15 protein-coding genes and 1 tRNA gene are annotated in these 14,745 nt (G+C 64.8%); 7 read left to right on the top strand and 9 right to left on the bottom strand.

The window, feature by feature from the left end; translation table 11 throughout:
• Positions 1–116: 116 nt before the first annotated feature.
• Positions 117–902 (bottom strand): 3-hydroxybutyrate dehydrogenase, encoded by a 786-nt coding sequence (locus ASE59_RS11600; protein ID WP_056456218.1) that lies wholly within the window; start codon positions 900–902, stop codon positions 117–119.
• A gap of 2 nt (positions 903–904) precedes the next feature.
• A complete protein-coding gene (locus tag ASE59_RS11605; RefSeq protein WP_056456220.1) occupies positions 905–2,065 on the bottom strand; it encodes a patatin-like phospholipase family protein in 1,161 nt (386 codons plus the stop codon).
• A 128-nt stretch (positions 2,066–2,193) separates the two neighbouring features.
• Here ASE59_RS11605 and ASE59_RS11610 point away from each other — a divergent pair, with 128 nt between their 5' ends.
• From ASE59_RS11610 to ASE59_RS11625, 4 genes are read left to right on the top strand one after another with little or no spacing between them, the layout of a single operon-like run.
• A complete protein-coding gene (locus tag ASE59_RS11610) occupies positions 2,194–3,066 on the top strand; it encodes a neutral zinc metallopeptidase (protein ID WP_056456222.1) in 873 nt (290 codons plus the stop codon).
• Complete coding sequence (locus ASE59_RS11615) at positions 3,066–3,533, top strand: GreA/GreB family elongation factor (protein ID WP_056456224.1); 468 nt, start codon at positions 3,066–3,068, stop codon at positions 3,531–3,533. The genes ASE59_RS11610 and ASE59_RS11615 overlap by 1 nt, the downstream gene beginning before the upstream one ends.
• Positions 3,530–3,982: a YaiI/YqxD family protein gene (locus ASE59_RS11620; RefSeq protein WP_056456226.1), complete on the top strand. Its 453-nt coding sequence runs from the start codon at positions 3,530–3,532 to the stop codon at positions 3,980–3,982. The genes ASE59_RS11615 and ASE59_RS11620 overlap by 4 nt, the downstream gene beginning before the upstream one ends.
• 10 nt (positions 3,983–3,992) lie before the next feature.
• A complete protein-coding gene (locus tag ASE59_RS11625) occupies positions 3,993–4,172 on the top strand; it encodes a hypothetical protein (protein WP_056456228.1) in 180 nt (59 codons plus the stop codon).
• Between the two features lie 82 nt (positions 4,173–4,254).
• On the opposite strand, the gene ASE59_RS11630 is transcribed toward ASE59_RS11625, so the two are convergent.
• Together ASE59_RS11630 and ASE59_RS11635 are read right to left on the bottom strand one after the other, a co-directional pair.
• Entirely contained in the window at positions 4,255–5,244 is a 990-nt protein-coding gene (locus ASE59_RS11630; protein WP_082458300.1) for an NADP-dependent oxidoreductase, read from the bottom strand.
• Between the two features lie 106 nt (positions 5,245–5,350).
• Positions 5,351–6,652 (bottom strand): DUF2171 domain-containing protein, encoded by a 1,302-nt coding sequence (locus tag ASE59_RS11635; RefSeq protein ID WP_056456230.1) that lies wholly within the window; start codon positions 6,650–6,652, stop codon positions 5,351–5,353.
• A gap of 214 nt (positions 6,653–6,866) precedes the next feature.
• Between ASE59_RS11635 and ASE59_RS11640 the strand changes: the two genes are divergently transcribed.
• From ASE59_RS11640 to epsC, 3 genes are all read left to right on the top strand, one after another.
• Positions 6,867–6,942, top strand: a tRNA-Ala gene (locus ASE59_RS11640).
• A 199-nt stretch (positions 6,943–7,141) separates the two neighbouring features.
• A complete protein-coding gene (locus ASE59_RS11645) occupies positions 7,142–7,405 on the top strand; it encodes a hypothetical protein (RefSeq protein ID WP_056456232.1) in 264 nt (87 codons plus the stop codon).
• Positions 7,406–7,514: 109 nt separating this feature from the next.
• Positions 7,515–8,432, top strand: a complete 918-nt coding sequence (epsC, locus tag ASE59_RS11650; protein WP_082458302.1) for a serine O-acetyltransferase EpsC — start codon at positions 7,515–7,517, stop codon at positions 8,430–8,432.
• A gap of 152 nt (positions 8,433–8,584) precedes the next feature.
• Here epsC and guaA read toward each other — a convergent pair whose 3' ends face one another.
• The 5 genes from guaA to rpsK all read right to left on the bottom strand — a co-directional run bounded on the left by guaA (position 8,585) and on the right by rpsK (position 14,717).
• Positions 8,585–10,141 (bottom strand): glutamine-hydrolyzing GMP synthase, encoded by a 1,557-nt coding sequence (guaA, locus tag ASE59_RS11655; RefSeq protein ID WP_056456235.1) that lies wholly within the window; start codon positions 10,139–10,141, stop codon positions 8,585–8,587.
• 83 nt (positions 10,142–10,224) lie between these two features.
• Positions 10,225–12,348 carry a prolyl oligopeptidase family serine peptidase gene (locus ASE59_RS11660; protein WP_056456237.1) on the bottom strand — a complete coding sequence of 708 codons (2,124 nt, stop codon included), beginning with the start codon at positions 12,346–12,348 and terminating at the stop codon, positions 10,225–10,227.
• Between the two features lie 167 nt (positions 12,349–12,515).
• A complete protein-coding gene (gene rplQ / locus ASE59_RS11665) occupies positions 12,516–12,938 on the bottom strand; it encodes a 50S ribosomal protein L17 (protein ID WP_056456239.1) in 423 nt (140 codons plus the stop codon).
• A gap of 231 nt (positions 12,939–13,169) precedes the next feature.
• The gene (locus tag ASE59_RS11670; RefSeq protein WP_056456241.1) at positions 13,170–14,234 is read right to left on the bottom strand and encodes a DNA-directed RNA polymerase subunit alpha; all 1,065 of its coding nucleotides are present in this window, start codon (positions 14,232–14,234) and stop codon (positions 13,170–13,172) included.
• A 93-nt stretch (positions 14,235–14,327) separates the two neighbouring features.
• Positions 14,328–14,717, bottom strand: a complete 390-nt coding sequence (rpsK, locus tag ASE59_RS11675; protein WP_055763349.1) for a 30S ribosomal protein S11 — start codon at positions 14,715–14,717, stop codon at positions 14,328–14,330.
• Between the last annotated feature and the right edge of the window lie 28 nt (positions 14,718–14,745).

The raw sequence follows: 14,745 nt of genomic DNA on the forward strand, positions 1-14,745 counted from the left end.
CGGCGGGGGTCGATGGGGCGGTGCCGGCCGACGCCACGCCCGCCCCGCCGCCACAGCCGCCGGTCGACAGGCCAAGCATCAGCCCGGCGATGCACGCGCTCCGCTTCATGCCGTAATCATGCCGCGGTCCAGCCGCCGTCGATCGACAGGTTGGCGCCGGTGATCGCCTTCGCCTCGTCACGGCAAAGGTACAGCGCGAGGCTGGCGACCTGCTCCGACGTGACGAATTCCTTGGTCGGCTGCGCCGCCAGCAGCACGTCGTTCATCACCTGCTCGCGGGTAAGGCCACGCGACGCCATGGTGTCGGGGATCTGCTGCTCGACCAACGGGGTCCAGACATAGCCGGGCGAGATGCAATTGGCCGTGATGCCGAAGGTAGCGACTTCAAGGGCAACCGTCTTGGTCAGCCCGGCCAGACCGTGCTTGGCGGTTACATAGGCGGATTTGTTGGGGCTGGCGACCAGACTGTGCGCCGAGGCGGTGTTGATGATCCGACCCCAGCCGCCCTTCTTCATATGTGGGACCGCAGCGCGGATCATGTGGAAGGCCGAGGACAGGTTGATCGCGAGGATCGCGTCCCATTTGTCGATCGGAAACTCCTCGATCTTCGCGACATGCTGGATGCCGGCATTGTTGACGACGATGTCGACCGATCCGAACTCCGCCGCCGCCTTGTCGACCATCGCAGCGATCTGGTCGGGCTTGGTCATGTCGGCGGGGTCGTAGCGCGCCTCGGCACCGCTCGCCTGCGCCAGTGCGGCGCGTTCGGCCTCGATCTTCGCTTCGTCGCCGAAGCCGTTGATGACGACGGTCGCGCCCTCGGCGGCGAAAGCCTTGGCATAGGCGAGGCCGATGCCCGAGGTGGAACCGGTGACGATCGCAGTCTTGCCCTTCAGGAACATGGCTATCCTTGGCGTTGATGGAGATGCGGGGTGAGGTCGAACGCGGCGGTCCGACCGTCGAGGATATTTTCGGCGACGACGCGGGCATTGGCGAGCGTGTCGGCGATGGCCGCGCGCCCCGCCGCCCAATGCTCCTGCATCGCGCGTGCCGAAAATTCATAGTCGCGCGCGCCGCCCTCCCAGCGGTTGGCGCGGTAGATCAGGTGCACGAGGCTAAGGGGATGTTCGTCGGCCATCGCCTCCAGCGCGCGGACATCGGCATCGTCGCGCAGTTCGACCGGCAGCTTGGCGACCAACCGCCGGATCATCTCACGCTCCTGCCGCAGGCGCAGCCGTTCGGCGGTCACTTGGCGCGTGCGGCTGGAAAAGCGGATTTCCTTTTCGCGGGCGACGACATCGTCGATCGTGCGGGGCAGGGTTGCTTCGGCGGAGAACAGGTCGACCTGGAACACCAGCATCGGATCGCGCTGATGATCGAGGATGTGGGTCAGCGGCGTATTCGACACCAGTCCGCCATCCCAATACCAACGTCCGTCGATCTCGACCGGCGGCAGGCCCGGCGGAAGTGCCCCCGACGCCATGACGTGCCGCGCATCCAGCCGTTCGCGCGCACTGTCGAAATAGACGAAATTGCCGCTTTCGATATCGACCGCACCGACCGACAGCCGCACCGGCCCGTCATTGACCCGGTCCCAGTCGACCAGCCGGTCGAGCGTGTCGCGCAGCGGCGCGGTATCGTAATAGCTGAGCGCGGCGGGTGTGCCGGGCGCGGCGAATTGCGGTGCCATGCCACGCGGGCGGAAGAAGCCGGGCACGCCGGTCGCCAGCACCACGCCCGCCGACCATTCATGCACCCATTCGCGGACCCGGTCGTCGGGCAGGATCGGGAACCATGGCAGCACGCCCGCCGCCTGTTGCCAGAAGGCGCGGAGACGATCGACGCGGCATTCGGGCGGGTTGCCGGCAAAGATCGCGGCGTTGATCGCGCCGATCGAAATCCCCGCGACCCAATCGACCTCGATCCCGGTTTCGTCGAGCCGCTCGATTACTCCGGCCTGATAGCTGCCAAGCGCGCCGCCCCCCTGCAACACCAGCGCGACACAGTCGGGGAGCGGCAGGCCGGGCGGGGATTGTCGGCGCAGGCAGGGATCGGCTTCGGCCATCAAAGACACTTTGCGCGTTATACGAAGCAGGTTCAACGCCCGTACAACCGATTTCATGCGGACCGGTTGCAACGCAGGTGGCGTTTCGCGCATTTCAATACGCAGCTTCAACGAACGGACCGCCGCCCATGCGCCTCGACGATCTCGATCCATCCAGCAATGTGCGCGACCTCGGTCAGGGCGGCGGCGGTGGCGGCGGGTTGAACCTCTTGGGGTTCCTGCCGCTATTGCTTGGGCGCGGTCTGGGCTGTGGAACGATCGGTGTCATTGCCGTCATCGCCATCGCCTTCATGATGTTCTCTGGCGGCGGCGGATTGCTGACGGGTGGCAGCCAGGCGCCGACCACGCAGCAGGGATCGGCGCAGGGCAATGTCCCATGCGATACTGCCGAAGAGCTTTTCGCCTGTCGCGTGCTGGCATCGACCGAACAGGTCTGGGGCCAGATCTTCCAACAACAGGGCCAACGCTATCCCGCCCCGACGCTGAACTTCTATCAGCGCGGCGCACAGTCGGGCTGCGGCGCGGCGCAGTCGGCAATGGGGCCATTCTATTGCCCGCCCGATCGTGGCGTGTATCTCGACACGAGCTTCTTCCGCGAATTGTCGCAGAAGTTCGGTGCGCGTGGCGACTTCGCGCAGGCTTATGTCGTCGCGCACGAGGTCGGCCATCATATCCAGAACCTGACCGGACAGGCCGAAGCGGTCAGCCGTGCGCAACAGACGCTGCCCAAGGCGCAGGGCAATGCGCAGTCGGTGCGACTGGAGTTGCAGGCGGATTGCTATGCCGGCGTCTGGGGCAAGCGGAGCGGCCGGATGGAACCGGGCGATCTTCAGGAAGGGCTGACCGCCGCCGAAGCGATCGGTGATGATACGCTGCAAGGGAGCAGCGCCTCGCCCGAGACCTTCACCCACGGCACGTCGGCGCAGCGCGCCTATTGGTTGAAGCGCGGTTATGACACCGGCGACCCGGCGCAGTGCGACACCTTCTCGGGGGCGATTTGATGAGCGTTGCGTTCCGCCGCGAAGATGACGACGAACATAAGGAACCGCGCTTCGAACTGCCGCTGCCGCCCGGACCCAATCTGGTCACGCGGCGCGGGCTGGCGGCGATGGCCGGGCAGGTCGAACGGCTGGAGGGCGAACTGGCCGGGGCGGAGGGCGATGCCGAGCGGACGACCGCGATCAAGCGCGACCTGCGCTATTGGCGGACGCGGCATTCGACTGCCGAGATTGCGCCGATCCCCGACGACGAGGTCGCGTTCGGATCGCGCGTTACCTATCGGTTGAACGGACAGGTCAAGACGATCGAACTAGTCGGCAGCGACGAAGCCGATCCGGCGGCGGGGCGCATCCCCTTCACCGCGCCGCTCGCCATGGCGCTGATGGGATTGATGGCGGGCGAGACCGCCGATTTCGGCGGGCGGACCGATGCGATCGAGGTGATCGAGACCGGCCCGATCGAACCATGATCCGCATCCTGGTCGATGCCGATGCCTGCCCGGTGAAGGACGAAGTATATCGTGTCGCCGAACGGCATGGTGCGCAAGTGGCGATCGTCAGCAACAGCCATATGCGCGTGCCGCTGGTACCCTGGGTCGAACGGGTGGTGGTGTCGGACGGGTTCGACGCGGCCGACGACTGGATCGCCGAGGCCGCCGACAAAAGCTGCGTGGTGGTGACCGCCGACATCCTGCTCGCCGATCGCTGTCTGAAGGCCGGGGCGACGGTCATCGCGCCCAATGGCAAGCCGTTCACCGGCGCGTCGATCGGCGGTGCGATCGCGACGCGGGCGATCATGGCCGATCTGCGCGCCGGTGGCGAGCAACTGGGCGGGCCGCCGCCGTTCGCGAAGACCGATCGCTCACGCTTCCTGCAAGCAATCGATGCGGCGCTGGTCCGCTTGGCGCGGGGTCGTTAGGAGAGACGTCATGGCAGAAAAATTCGAACGTCACCGCCAGCCCTGGCGGCCCGATGAAATCCAGAAGCTTCACCAACTCGCCGCCAAGGGCATGGCGTTGAAGGCGCTCGCCAAGGCACTGACGCGCAGCGAGGAATCGATCAAGCAGCGTGCCAAGGAAGACGGACTGAAGATCGCGAAGCTACACTGAGGTTTTCCCCGACGCGTGGAGGGGGCTGACTGCAAATCCGGCGTCACCGTTTGCAGATACCCCCTCCCCGCGCCGGAGGATTTTAAAGCTTCACCAGCATCTTGCCCTTGTTCTGGCCGCTGAACAGGCCGAGGAAGGCGTCGGGTGTCTTTGCCAGCCCCTCGACCACCGTTTCCTCGCGCTGGAAATTGCCGCTGGCGACGATATCGCCCATTCCCTGATGGAACTCGCCGATCCGGCCCATGAAGTCGCTGACGATGAAGCCCTGCATCCGGATCCGCGCCGCAATCACGCGCATCAGATAGCGCAGGCTGGTCGGCTCCGATGCGTTATAGCCATCGATCATCCCGCAAATCGCGAAGCGCGCGCCCTGTCGGGCGTGCGCCAGAGCGGCGTCGAGATGCTCGCCACCGACATTGTCGAAATAGACGTCGATGCCGTCCGGTGCGGCGGCACCCAGCGCCTTCACCAGCGGCACGCCGCCTTTGTAATCGATGACGTGGTCGGCACCGAGCGAGCGGACCCAGTCGGTCTTTTCGCTGCCGCCCGCCGATCCGATGACCGTCATGCCCTTGGCCTTGGCGATCTGGACGACCGAGGAGCCGACCGCGCCCGCCGCTGCCGAGACGAACACCGTCTCGCCCGGCTTGGCATCGGCGACCGCCAGCAGCCCGAACCAAGCCGTCATGCCGGTCAGTCCCAGCGCACCCAGATAGGCTTGTTCGGGAATGTCGCCCTCGGGCAGCTTCTGCACGCCCTTGGTCGGGACGATCGCCTCGTCACGCCACCCCGCCATATGCTGGACACGGGTGCCGACCGGTAGCTCGGGCGCACGGCTCTCGATCACCTCGCCCACCGCACCACCGTCCATCGGCGCATCCAGTGCGAAAGGCGGCACATAGCTTTTCACGTCGTTCATCCGCCCACGCATATAGGGGTCGACCGACAGCCAGCGATTGGCGATACGCACTTCACCCTCGGCCAGTTCGCGTGTCGGCAGGTCGCGGAGTGCGAAATCCTCCGCCACCGGCATTCCGTTCGGCCGCCGCACCAGATGCCACGCGTTCGCCATATCCAGATCTCCATATCAGTTTCGTTGCGCAACTTAGTGCGGATGACGGGCAAAGCAAAGGGGGCCGGTTTCCCGACCCCCTCCGCCTGTCGCCGCTGCGAACCGATCAATAGGTTCCGGGGAAGCTGCGATTGAGGTTCGTGTCGCTGTCGCCGGACGAATTTGCCGTCGTTCCGCTCCCGGTCGTGCCACCGATACCGGTACCGGCCGTCGTCGAGCTGCCCGACCCCAGCGCCTGCCCGGTGGTCGCGGTCGATCCGCTGCCATATTGGCCCGCCGTGCGATTGGTGCCGCTGTTGCGGTCGTTGCCAAACCGGTCGTTGCCGTAGCCGCGCTGGGACGACGACTGGCCGAACATCGCCTGCTGTTCCTCTTCGTCGCGCCAAGCCTTCTTGGCTTCGCTGGCGCTCTTGCGCAGCTTGACCTTGTCATCGATCGAATCGACCCAGCGCGACGGGATCGAGTGGTGATGGCCACCGGCATCGACGTCGTTCTTGGTCAGGATGATGCGGTCGCCGCGCACCTTGTCGACAGTCCCGACATGCTCACCATCGGAACCCAGCACTTCCATATGCTCGGTGACTTTGCTCAGGCTGTCACGCTGCGTCTGGCGTTCGGTGCGGAATGCGGTGAACTCGTTCTGGAAACGCGTCGCGTTTTCCTGCCGATATTCGTCATAGTCCCGGTCGAACGCGCTGACCTGCGTATCGCGCCACGACCGATAGGCGTGGTCGCCGTGACGGTCGTCGTAACGGGCCATGCGCTCGTCATAGCGCTGATCACGCTCGCGGCGGCGCTCCGCTTCGTCGTCGCCGAACCACGAGCGAACCTCGTCTCCGGCACGCGCCAGAAAACCGCGATCTTCGGCATCATAGTCGAGATTGTCGCGATTCTGGTTGCGGTCGGCCCGATAGCGGTCATCGCTGCGGTTGCGTTCGCGATCATTGCCGCCGAAGCGGTTGTCGCCATTGTCACGATAATCGGCGAAGCGGTGCCCGTCGCTGGCATAGCTGCCCTGATAGCGGCCACCCTGCGACCCGTAGCTGCTCGAGCCGCGATCATTCTGTTCGACGTCGCGACTGCCGTAACCCCGGTTGCGGTCTGCGCCATAGGTCGAGCCATAGGAACGACCACCGCCCGACGAACCACCATAATAGTCGCGGCTGCGGCCTTCGTCGCGATCGTCGTGGTCCCATGACGAACCGCCGGAATTCTGCTCACCATAGCCCCGCGACCGGCCCGAACCGTAGCCGCGCGCGCCATAGCCCTGCGAGCCGCCATAGCTGCTGCGCGATTGATCGTCGCGGTTCCGCCAGCGTCCGTCGTCTCCCGACCGGTCGTTCCACGACGAATCGTCGCGTCCCGAATAGCGATCATAGCCCATGAAAATCTCCTGCAGATGGTTCATGTTATCGCGGCGCGGCAGCGCGGGCTGCCATGTCGTACACGAACAAGCACCGACCCTGCGGTTGGTTCCAACACGGGTGATCCCCCGCGACGAAGAGCGTTGCCGACACGATAGGTCGCAGGTCGAGATTTTGTCGGGAGCGGTGCGCGAGACCCGTTGCATCGGCACGAACGGCCAGCTACAGGAGCGACCCCGGCTATGCCGGATGAGGGGCGGGGCTGTAGCTCAGATGGGAGAGCGCTGCAATCGCACTGCAGAGGTCAGGGGTTCGATTCCCCTCAGCTCCACCACCCCGATCAGCTGACACTGGCACCGTCCTTTTATGATCGTCCACGCTGTCGGGGCACACATGCGCCCTCGCCCGTTCGTGCCGCGATGATAGACGAACATTACCCTACTAAAGTAATGGGATTATAGTCTCCCCTTGCCTGCGGCGTACAAGTGGCTTGGCAACGGCCGCCCCGGCGGCGGCGAACAGGGAGATCGGGTTTGACGAAATTCATCGCACCGCTGGCGGCATTCGCGTTGGTCGGGCTTGCCGGCTGCTCAGGCAGCGAACCGGCCAACACCGCCGACGCCAACACCTCGATCGAGACGAACCTGACGTCGGTCGACGAGCCGCTGGCGAACGATGTTGCGTTTGGCAACGATGCTGTCGTGGCTAACGATAGCACGTTCGCGACCGATCCGGCGCTGAACGGCGTGGTCGCCGACCCAACGCTGAACGCGACCGGCAACACCTCCGGCCTTTGAGTTTCGCCGCGCTTCGGCGTGGTGTCCACGACGCTTTGGTAGCTCCCTAAGCGTAACCTCGGCCGGGCGTCGTCATGACTCCCGGCCCTTTTATCGCGAACAGAACCGCATGCCCCAGCCCGACGACGATCGCCGCCGCATCATTGATCACGCGACCCGCGCCCTGTCGAGCGCGCGCATGGCATGGCGACAGGCGCAGCCCAGCCGCCAGCAACCGGCGATCTTTCCATCGCGAGCAACACTGATACGTGCGGTCGAACTGCTGTCGCACGCGCTGTTCCCCGGACGGATCGGGGGATTTTCGGGTGATCCGACAGGCGAGGACCGCTTCGTCGCCGAGCGGCTGGAAGTGGCCTTCACGTTGCTGGACGAAGCGATCCGGGCCGAATTCGCCTATTGGCAGGATGTTTCGGCGATCGATTTCGCACCCGGCCGTCCGGCCGAAATCCTGCGATTGTTCGCCGGCACGCTGTCGCGGGTACGGGCGCTGATCGACACCGATGTCGCTGCGATCTTTCGTGGCGATCCGGCAGCGCGCAGTGTCGACGAGATTTTGATCTGCTATCCGGGTGCGGTCGCGATCCTGCATCACCGGCTGGCGCATGAACTGGACGCGCTCGGCGTGCCGATCGTCGCGCGGATCGTGTCGGAGATCGCGAACGAGCGCACCGGCATCGACATCCATCCCGGTGCGACGATCGGACCGGGCTTCTTCATCGATCACGGTACGGGTGTGGTGATCGGCGAGACCGCCGTCATCGGCGCACGGGTCCGGCTGTATCAGCATGTCACGCTGGGTGCGCGTACCCCCCATCGGTCGCAACCCCGTTCGGCGACCGGGCCGTTCGCCGAGCGCATCGCCCGGCATCCGATCGTCGGCGACGATGTCGTCATCTATGCCGGGGCGACGATCCTCGGGCGGGTGACGATCGGCGACCGGGCGGTGATCGGTGGCAATGTCTGGCTGTTGCAGGATGTGGCCGCGAACAGCGTCATCATGCAGCCGGAGGCGGTGTCGGTCGGCTGAAACCCTCGGCAGGCTTGGCAAGCCTGCGGATTGCCAAGGTCAGATGATCCGGGGCCGATCGTCCCCAGACGATTTGAGTCCGTGTCAGCACCCCGCTTGCGCGGGACGAATAATCCGGGGCCGATCGTCCCCCGGACGATCGTCTCTCCGGATCATTCCCATTCGATCGTGCCGGGCGGCTTGCTGGTATAGTCGTAGGTGACGCGGTTGATGCCCTTCACCTCGTTGATGATCCGGGTCGCGACGCGGGGCAGGAAGTCGCCGGGGAACTGGAACGCCTGCGCGGTCATGCCGTCGGTCGAGGTCACCGCGCGAAGGGCGAGGACGTTGTCATAGGTGCGGCCGTCGCCCATCACCCCGACGCTGCGTACCGGCAGCAGCACGGCGAAAGCCTGCCAGATCGTGTCGTACAGCCCGGCGTTACGAATTTCCTCGAGGTAGATCGCATCGGCCTTGCGGAGAATGTCGCAGCGTTCGCGGGTCACTTCGCCCGGAATACGGATGGCGAGGCCGGGTCCGGGGAACGGATGACGGCCGACGAACACGTCGGGCAGGCCTAACTCGCGACCCAGCGCACGGACCTCGTCCTTGAACAGTTCGCGCAGCGGTTCGACCAGCGCCATGTTCATCCGCTCGGGCAGGCCGCCGACATTGTGGTGACTCTTGATCGTCACCGACGGACCGCCGGTGAAGCTGACGCTTTCGATCACGTCGGGATAGAGCGTGCCTTGCGCAAGGAACTGCGCGCCGCCCAGCTTGTTGGCTTCGGCTTCGAACACGTCGATGAAGGTCTTGCCGATGAACTTGCGCTTGGCCTCCGGGTCGGTGACGCCGGCCAGACCGTCCATGAACAGGTCCTGCGCATCCACATGGACCAGCGGGATGTTGTAATGGCCGCGGAACAGGCTGACGACTTGTTCGGCCTCGCCCGCGCGTAGGATGCCGCCGTCGACGAACACGCAGGTCAGCTGCTCGCCAATCGCTTCGTGGATCAGCAGCGCGGCGACCGACGAATCGACCCCGCCCGACAGGCCACAAATGACCTTGCCATCGCCGACCTGTTCGCGGATCTCGGCGATTTTCGCCTGACGGAACTCGGCCATCGTCCAGTCGCCGGCCAGACCGCAGACGTGGCGGGCGAAGTTGGCGATCAGCTTGCCGCCATCGGGCGTGTGCACGACTTCCGGGTGGAACTGCACGCCGTAATAGCGGCGATCGTCATCGGCAACGACCGCATAGGGCGCGCCGGGGCTGGTCGCGACGGTGCGAAAACCGGGGGCGAGCGCGGTGACCTTGTCGCCATGGCTCATCCACACCTGATGCCGCTCGGCCTTTTCCCACAGGCCGTCGAACATCGCACAGTCGTCGCCGACCTCGATATAGGCTTCGCCGAACTCGCCCGAATGGCCTTTCTCGACATTGCCGCCCAATTGCTGGGTCATGACCTGCTGGCCGTAGCAGATGCCGAACACCGGCACGCCGGAGTCGAAGATGACCTGCGGCGCGCGTGGCGATCCTTCGTCGCAGACCGATGCGGGACCGCCCGACAGGACCACGCCCTTGGGCTGCATCCGTTCGAACGCTTCCTCGGCCTTCTGGAACGGGGCGATTTCGGAATAGACGCCGGCCTCGCGCACGCGACGCGCGATGAGCTGCGTCACCTGGCTGCCGAAGTCGACGATCAGGATGGAGTCGGGGGTCTCGTTCATGCGCGTTCCGATAGCGGGGACATGGACAAGAGGAAAGCGGTTCACGCGGACGGGACGGCCCCGCCCGCGTGAACCGGAACGCGTCAGTTGATCGGCTTGACCTGCATGCCGGTCCATTTGGCGATGAACGCCCACAGATCGGCGGTTTCCTCGATCACCTTGTCGGTCGGCTTGCCAGATCCATGGCCGGCGCGGGTTTCGATGCGGACCAGATGCGGCTTCGGCCCGATGTCCTTCGACTGGATCATCGCGGTGTATTTGAACGTATGGCCGGGCACGACGCGGTCGTCGGTGTCGGCGGTGGTCGCGAGGATAGCCGGATAGGTCACGCCCGATTTGACGTTGTGATAGGGCGAGTAGCTGAGCAGGTTGCGGAAATCGGCTTCCTTGGCCGGCACGCCGTAATCGTCGACCCAGTAGCGACCGGCGGTGAAGCGGTCGAAGCGTAGCATGTCCATCACGCCGACTGCCGGCAAGGCTGCCGCGAACAGGTCGGGACGCTGGTTGACGACGGCGCCGACCAGCAGGCCACCGTTCGACCCGCCCTGGATCGCCAACTGCCCCTTGCCGGTGACGCCCTGCGCGATCAGGTCTTCGCCCGCCGCGATGAAGTCGTCGAACACATTCTGCTTGTTCAGCAGCTTGCCGCCGTCGTGCCATTCCTTGCCATATTCGCTGCCGCCGCGAATGTTCGCGACTGCCAGCACGCCCCCCTGTTCGAGCCATGCGATGCGCCCCGGCGAGAAGCCCGGCAGGATCGGCACGTTGAAGCCGCCATAGGCGTATAGCAGGGTCGGCGCGGGCTTGGTCACGTCCTTGCGCTTGACGATGAACATCGGAACCTTCGTCCCGTCCTTCGACGCATAGAAACGCTGACGGACGTCGTACCGCCCCGGATCGAACGCGACCTTGGGCGTGGCCCAAGGCGTGACCTGCCGCGTAGCGACGTCGTAGCGATAGATGGTGGTCGGGGTGGCGAAGCTGGAAAAGGCGAAGAAGCCTTCATTGTTGTCGAGTTCGCCACCGACGCCACCGACCGTGCCGATGCCGGGCAGTTGGATGCTGCCATCGGGCTTGCCGTCCAGCGTGAAGCGCTTCACCTCTGTCTTGGCGTCGACCAGATAGGCGGCCATGATCCGCCCACCGACCAGCGATGCGCCGTTCAGCACCGCCTTCTCTTCCGCCACCACTTCCTTGGGGCTGGGGTTCGCGGCGGCCATGTCCAGCGTCACGACGCGCAGGCGCGGCGCGCCCTGCGTGGTGGTCAGGTACAGCGTGCTGTCCTTCGATCCGATCGTCGACCAATCGACATTGTCGGTGTTGACGATCATCCGCGGCTTGTCGTCCGGCCTGGTCAGGTCGAGTACCGCGATCTCGGTATGATCGCCGGGGCCGCTGGTCGAGATGATCAGCCAGCGGCCGTCATCGGTGATGCCGGGATAGAAGGTATAGCGCGGCTGGTCAGGCCGTTCGTAGATCAGCCGGTCGGCACTCTGCGGCGTACCGAGCTTATGGAAATAGACCTGCGAGTTCAGGTTCTGGCTCTGGAACTCCTGCCCCTTTTCGGGCGTCGGGAAGCGGGCGTAATAGAAGCCCGATCCGTCCTTCACCCACGACGCCATCAGACCGTATTTGACCCAGTCGATCTGGTCGTCGAGCGTCTTGCCGGTATCGACATCGAGCACCCGCAGCTTGCGCCAGTCGCTACCACCGTCCTGGATCGAATAGAGCAGCTTCTTGCCGTCCTTCGACGGAGCCCATTCGGCAAGCGCGGTCGCGCCGTCCTTCGACCAGCCATTGGGATCGATCAGCACCCGCCCCTGCCCGTTCAGGCTGTCGCGGACATACAGCACCGACTGGTTCTGCAGCCCCGAATTGCGGCTGTAGAAATAGCGGCCACCCTCGCGATACGGAACGCCGAAGCGCTCATAGTCGAACAGCTTGGTCAAGCGCTGCTTGAAGATATCGCGGCCGGGCAGCGTCGCCAGATAGGCGTCGGTCACCTTGTTCTCGGCAGCGACCCAGGCGGCAACCTCGGCATCGTTGCGGACGTCGTTTTCGAGCCAGCGATAGGGATCGGCGACCTTCACCCCGAACTGTTCATCCGACTGATCGACGGCGCGGGTGTGGGGATAGGCGATGCTTTGGGCAAGGGCGGTCGTGCTGGTCATCAGGCAGGCAATCGCGACAAGGGCATGGCGGTACATCGTTGCTCCATGGGCAGGCGGCCGGACCGGTATCCGGTGTTACCGTGCACGATAGGCGCTGCGCCATCACGCGCAACCCCAAGAGACAATGGTACTGGCCGCAACGGAAAAGGGCGACCGTACCGAAGTACGACCGCCCTTCCCTGTCTCTCGAAACGAAACGCCGATCAGGCGGCTTCGTCGAAATCCTCTTCGCTCACGACCGGACCCGAATCCTGGCCCTTTGCCGATACGTCGCGATCGACGAATTCGATGATCGCCATCGGCGAAGCGTCCGACGCGCGGATGCCGGCCTTGATGATGCGGGTGTAGCCGCCGTTGCGATCGGCATAGCGGGTCGCCAGCACGTCGAACAGCTTGGTCAGCTGCGCATCGTCGAGCAGACGAGCGTGCGCGAGACGACGGTTCGACAGGCCACCCTTCTTCGCCAGCGTGATCAGCTTTTCGACATAGGGACGCAGTTCCTTCGCCTTGGCGACGGTGGTGGTGATCTGCTCATGCTTGATCAGTGCGGCCGACATGTTGCGGAACAGCGCAATACGATGGGCCGAGGTACGTTGCAGCTTACGGCCGCCGACGCGATGACGCATGGGTATTTCCTTCGTTCGTTATGGGGCCGTGTCACGGAATCCCCAGAGCAGGTGGCTGTTGGAGGCCGCCACCGGTTCGCCTGTTCGCGGCAAAGTTCACTAAGTTCACACTTGCCGCGTGTTCGGTTGCCGGATTGGACACGGGCGAAGCCCGTGTCGTCGGACGAGCTAAAAGCTCGCCGGCCGGGCCGGTTTTGTCTCCGGGGCAGGCTCGCCTGCCCCGGTGCAAAATCAGCCCATAATCTCCTGCTCGAGCTTCTTCGCCATCTCTTCGATGTTCTCGGGCGGCCATCCGGGGATGTCCATGCCGAGGCGAAGGCCCATCGACGACAGCACTTCCTTGATTTCGTTCAGCGACTTGCGGCCGAAATTCGGGGTGCGCAGCATCTCGGCTTCGGTCTTCTGGACCAGGTCGCCGATATAGATGATGTTGTCGTTCTTGAGACAGTTGGCCGAACGAACCGACAGTTCGAGTTCGTCGACCTTCTTGAGCAGGTAGCGGTTGATCTGCGCGGTATCGCCCTGACCTTCGGCCTGCGGTGCTGCCACCTGCGTGCCGACGGCGGCCGCACGCGGCAGGGCCGAATCGTCGAAGTGGACGAACAGCGCCAGCTGGTCCTGAAGGATGCGACCGGCATAGGCCAGCGCGTCTTCCGGGGTCACGGTGCCGTCGGTCTCGACGGTCAGCGTCAGCTTGTCGTAATCGAGTTCCTGCCCGACGCGGGTGTTCTCGACCTTATAGCTTACCTGACGGACCGGCGAATACAGCGCATCGACCGGGATCAGTCCGATCGGCGCGTCGGCTGGACGGTTGCCGGCGGCGGGCACATAGCCCTTACCGACGTCCGCGGTCAGTTCCATGTTGAGCGTCGCGCCATCGTCGAGGTGGCACAGCACCAGATCGGGGTTCATCACCTCGATATCGCCGGTGACGGCAATGTCGCCGGCCTTCACTTCGGCCGGACCGGTGACGGACAGCTGGAGACGCTTCGGGCCTTCACCCTGCATCTTCAGCGCGATCTGCTTCACGTTCAGCACCATGTCGGTCACGTCCTCGCGGACGCCGGCAAGGCTGGAGAATTCGTGAAGGACATTCTCGATCTTGATCGAGGTTACGGCGGCGCCCTGCAGCGACGACAGCAGCACGCGACGCAGCGCGTTGCCGAGCGTCAGGCCGAACCCGCGCTCGAGCGGTTCCGCGACGAAGGTCGAACGGCGCTTGGGATCGCCGCCCGGCTTCTTCTCGAGGCCGCTCGGCTTCTTGAGTTCCTGCCAGTTCTTAGCGTTGACGGACACGGGCTTCCCCTAGCTTGGCGGCGCGGAAAGGACGGGTCCGCGCCATGAAAGAACGGCCCCGCCGGACGAACCCGGCGAGGCGGCAGGCACGGATCAGACGCGGCGACGCTTCGACGGACGCACGCCGTTGTGCGGGATCGAGGTCACGTCGCGGATCGACGTGATCTGGAAACCGACGGCCTGGAGCGCGCGGAGCGCCGATTCACGACCCGAACCCGGGCCCTTCACTTCGACTTCGAGCGTGCGCACGCCGTGATCGGCAGCCTTGCGGCCGGCGTCCTCGGCAGCGACCTGCGCGGCATACGGGGTCGACTTGCGCGAGCCCTTGAAGCCCATCATGCCGGCCGACGACCACGAGATCGCGTTGCCCTGCGCGTCGGTGATGGTGATCATGGTGTTGTTGAAGCTGGCGTTCACATGGGCGACGCCGGCGGTGATGTTCTTGCGCTCGCGACGGCGAAGGCGCTGCGGTTCACGTGCCATTATTGGTAATCCTGACCTGTATAGCGTG

The organism is Sphingomonas sp. Leaf10, from assembly GCF_001421245.1.
Lineage (GTDB): Bacteria > Pseudomonadota > Alphaproteobacteria > Sphingomonadales > Sphingomonadaceae > Sphingomonas.

Coding starts and splice junctions, on each gene's coding strand:
- ASE59_RS11605 (WP_056456220.1), bottom strand. CDS start 2,065: ATGGCCGAAGCCGATCCCTGCCTGCGCCGACAATCCCCGCCCGGCCTG.
- ASE59_RS11615 (WP_056456224.1), top strand. CDS start 3,066: ATGAGCGTTGCGTTCCGCCGCGAAGATGACGACGAACATAAGGAACCG.
- rpsK (WP_055763349.1), bottom strand. CDS start 14,717: ATGGCACGTGAACCGCAGCGCCTTCGCCGTCGCGAGCGCAAGAACATC.
- ASE59_RS11630 (WP_082458300.1), bottom strand. CDS start 5,244: ATGGCGAACGCGTGGCATCTGGTGCGGCGGCCGAACGGAATGCCGGTG.
- ASE59_RS11610 (WP_056456222.1), top strand. CDS start 2,194: ATGCGCCTCGACGATCTCGATCCATCCAGCAATGTGCGCGACCTCGGT.
- rplQ (WP_056456239.1), bottom strand. CDS start 12,938: ATGCGTCATCGCGTCGGCGGCCGTAAGCTGCAACGTACCTCGGCCCAT.
- ASE59_RS11635 (WP_056456230.1), bottom strand. CDS start 6,652: ATGAACCATCTGCAGGAGATTTTCATGGGCTATGATCGCTATTCGGGA.
- ASE59_RS11625 (WP_056456228.1), top strand. CDS start 3,993: ATGGCAGAAAAATTCGAACGTCACCGCCAGCCCTGGCGGCCCGATGAA.
- ASE59_RS11660 (WP_056456237.1), bottom strand. CDS start 12,348: ATGTACCGCCATGCCCTTGTCGCGATTGCCTGCCTGATGACCAGCACG.
- guaA (WP_056456235.1), bottom strand. CDS start 10,141: ATGAACGAGACCCCCGACTCCATCCTGATCGTCGACTTCGGCAGCCAG.
- ASE59_RS11600 (WP_056456218.1), bottom strand. CDS start 902: ATGTTCCTGAAGGGCAAGACTGCGATCGTCACCGGTTCCACCTCGGGC.
- ASE59_RS11620 (WP_056456226.1), top strand. CDS start 3,530: ATGATCCGCATCCTGGTCGATGCCGATGCCTGCCCGGTGAAGGACGAA.
- epsC (WP_082458302.1), top strand. CDS start 7,515: ATGCCCCAGCCCGACGACGATCGCCGCCGCATCATTGATCACGCGACC.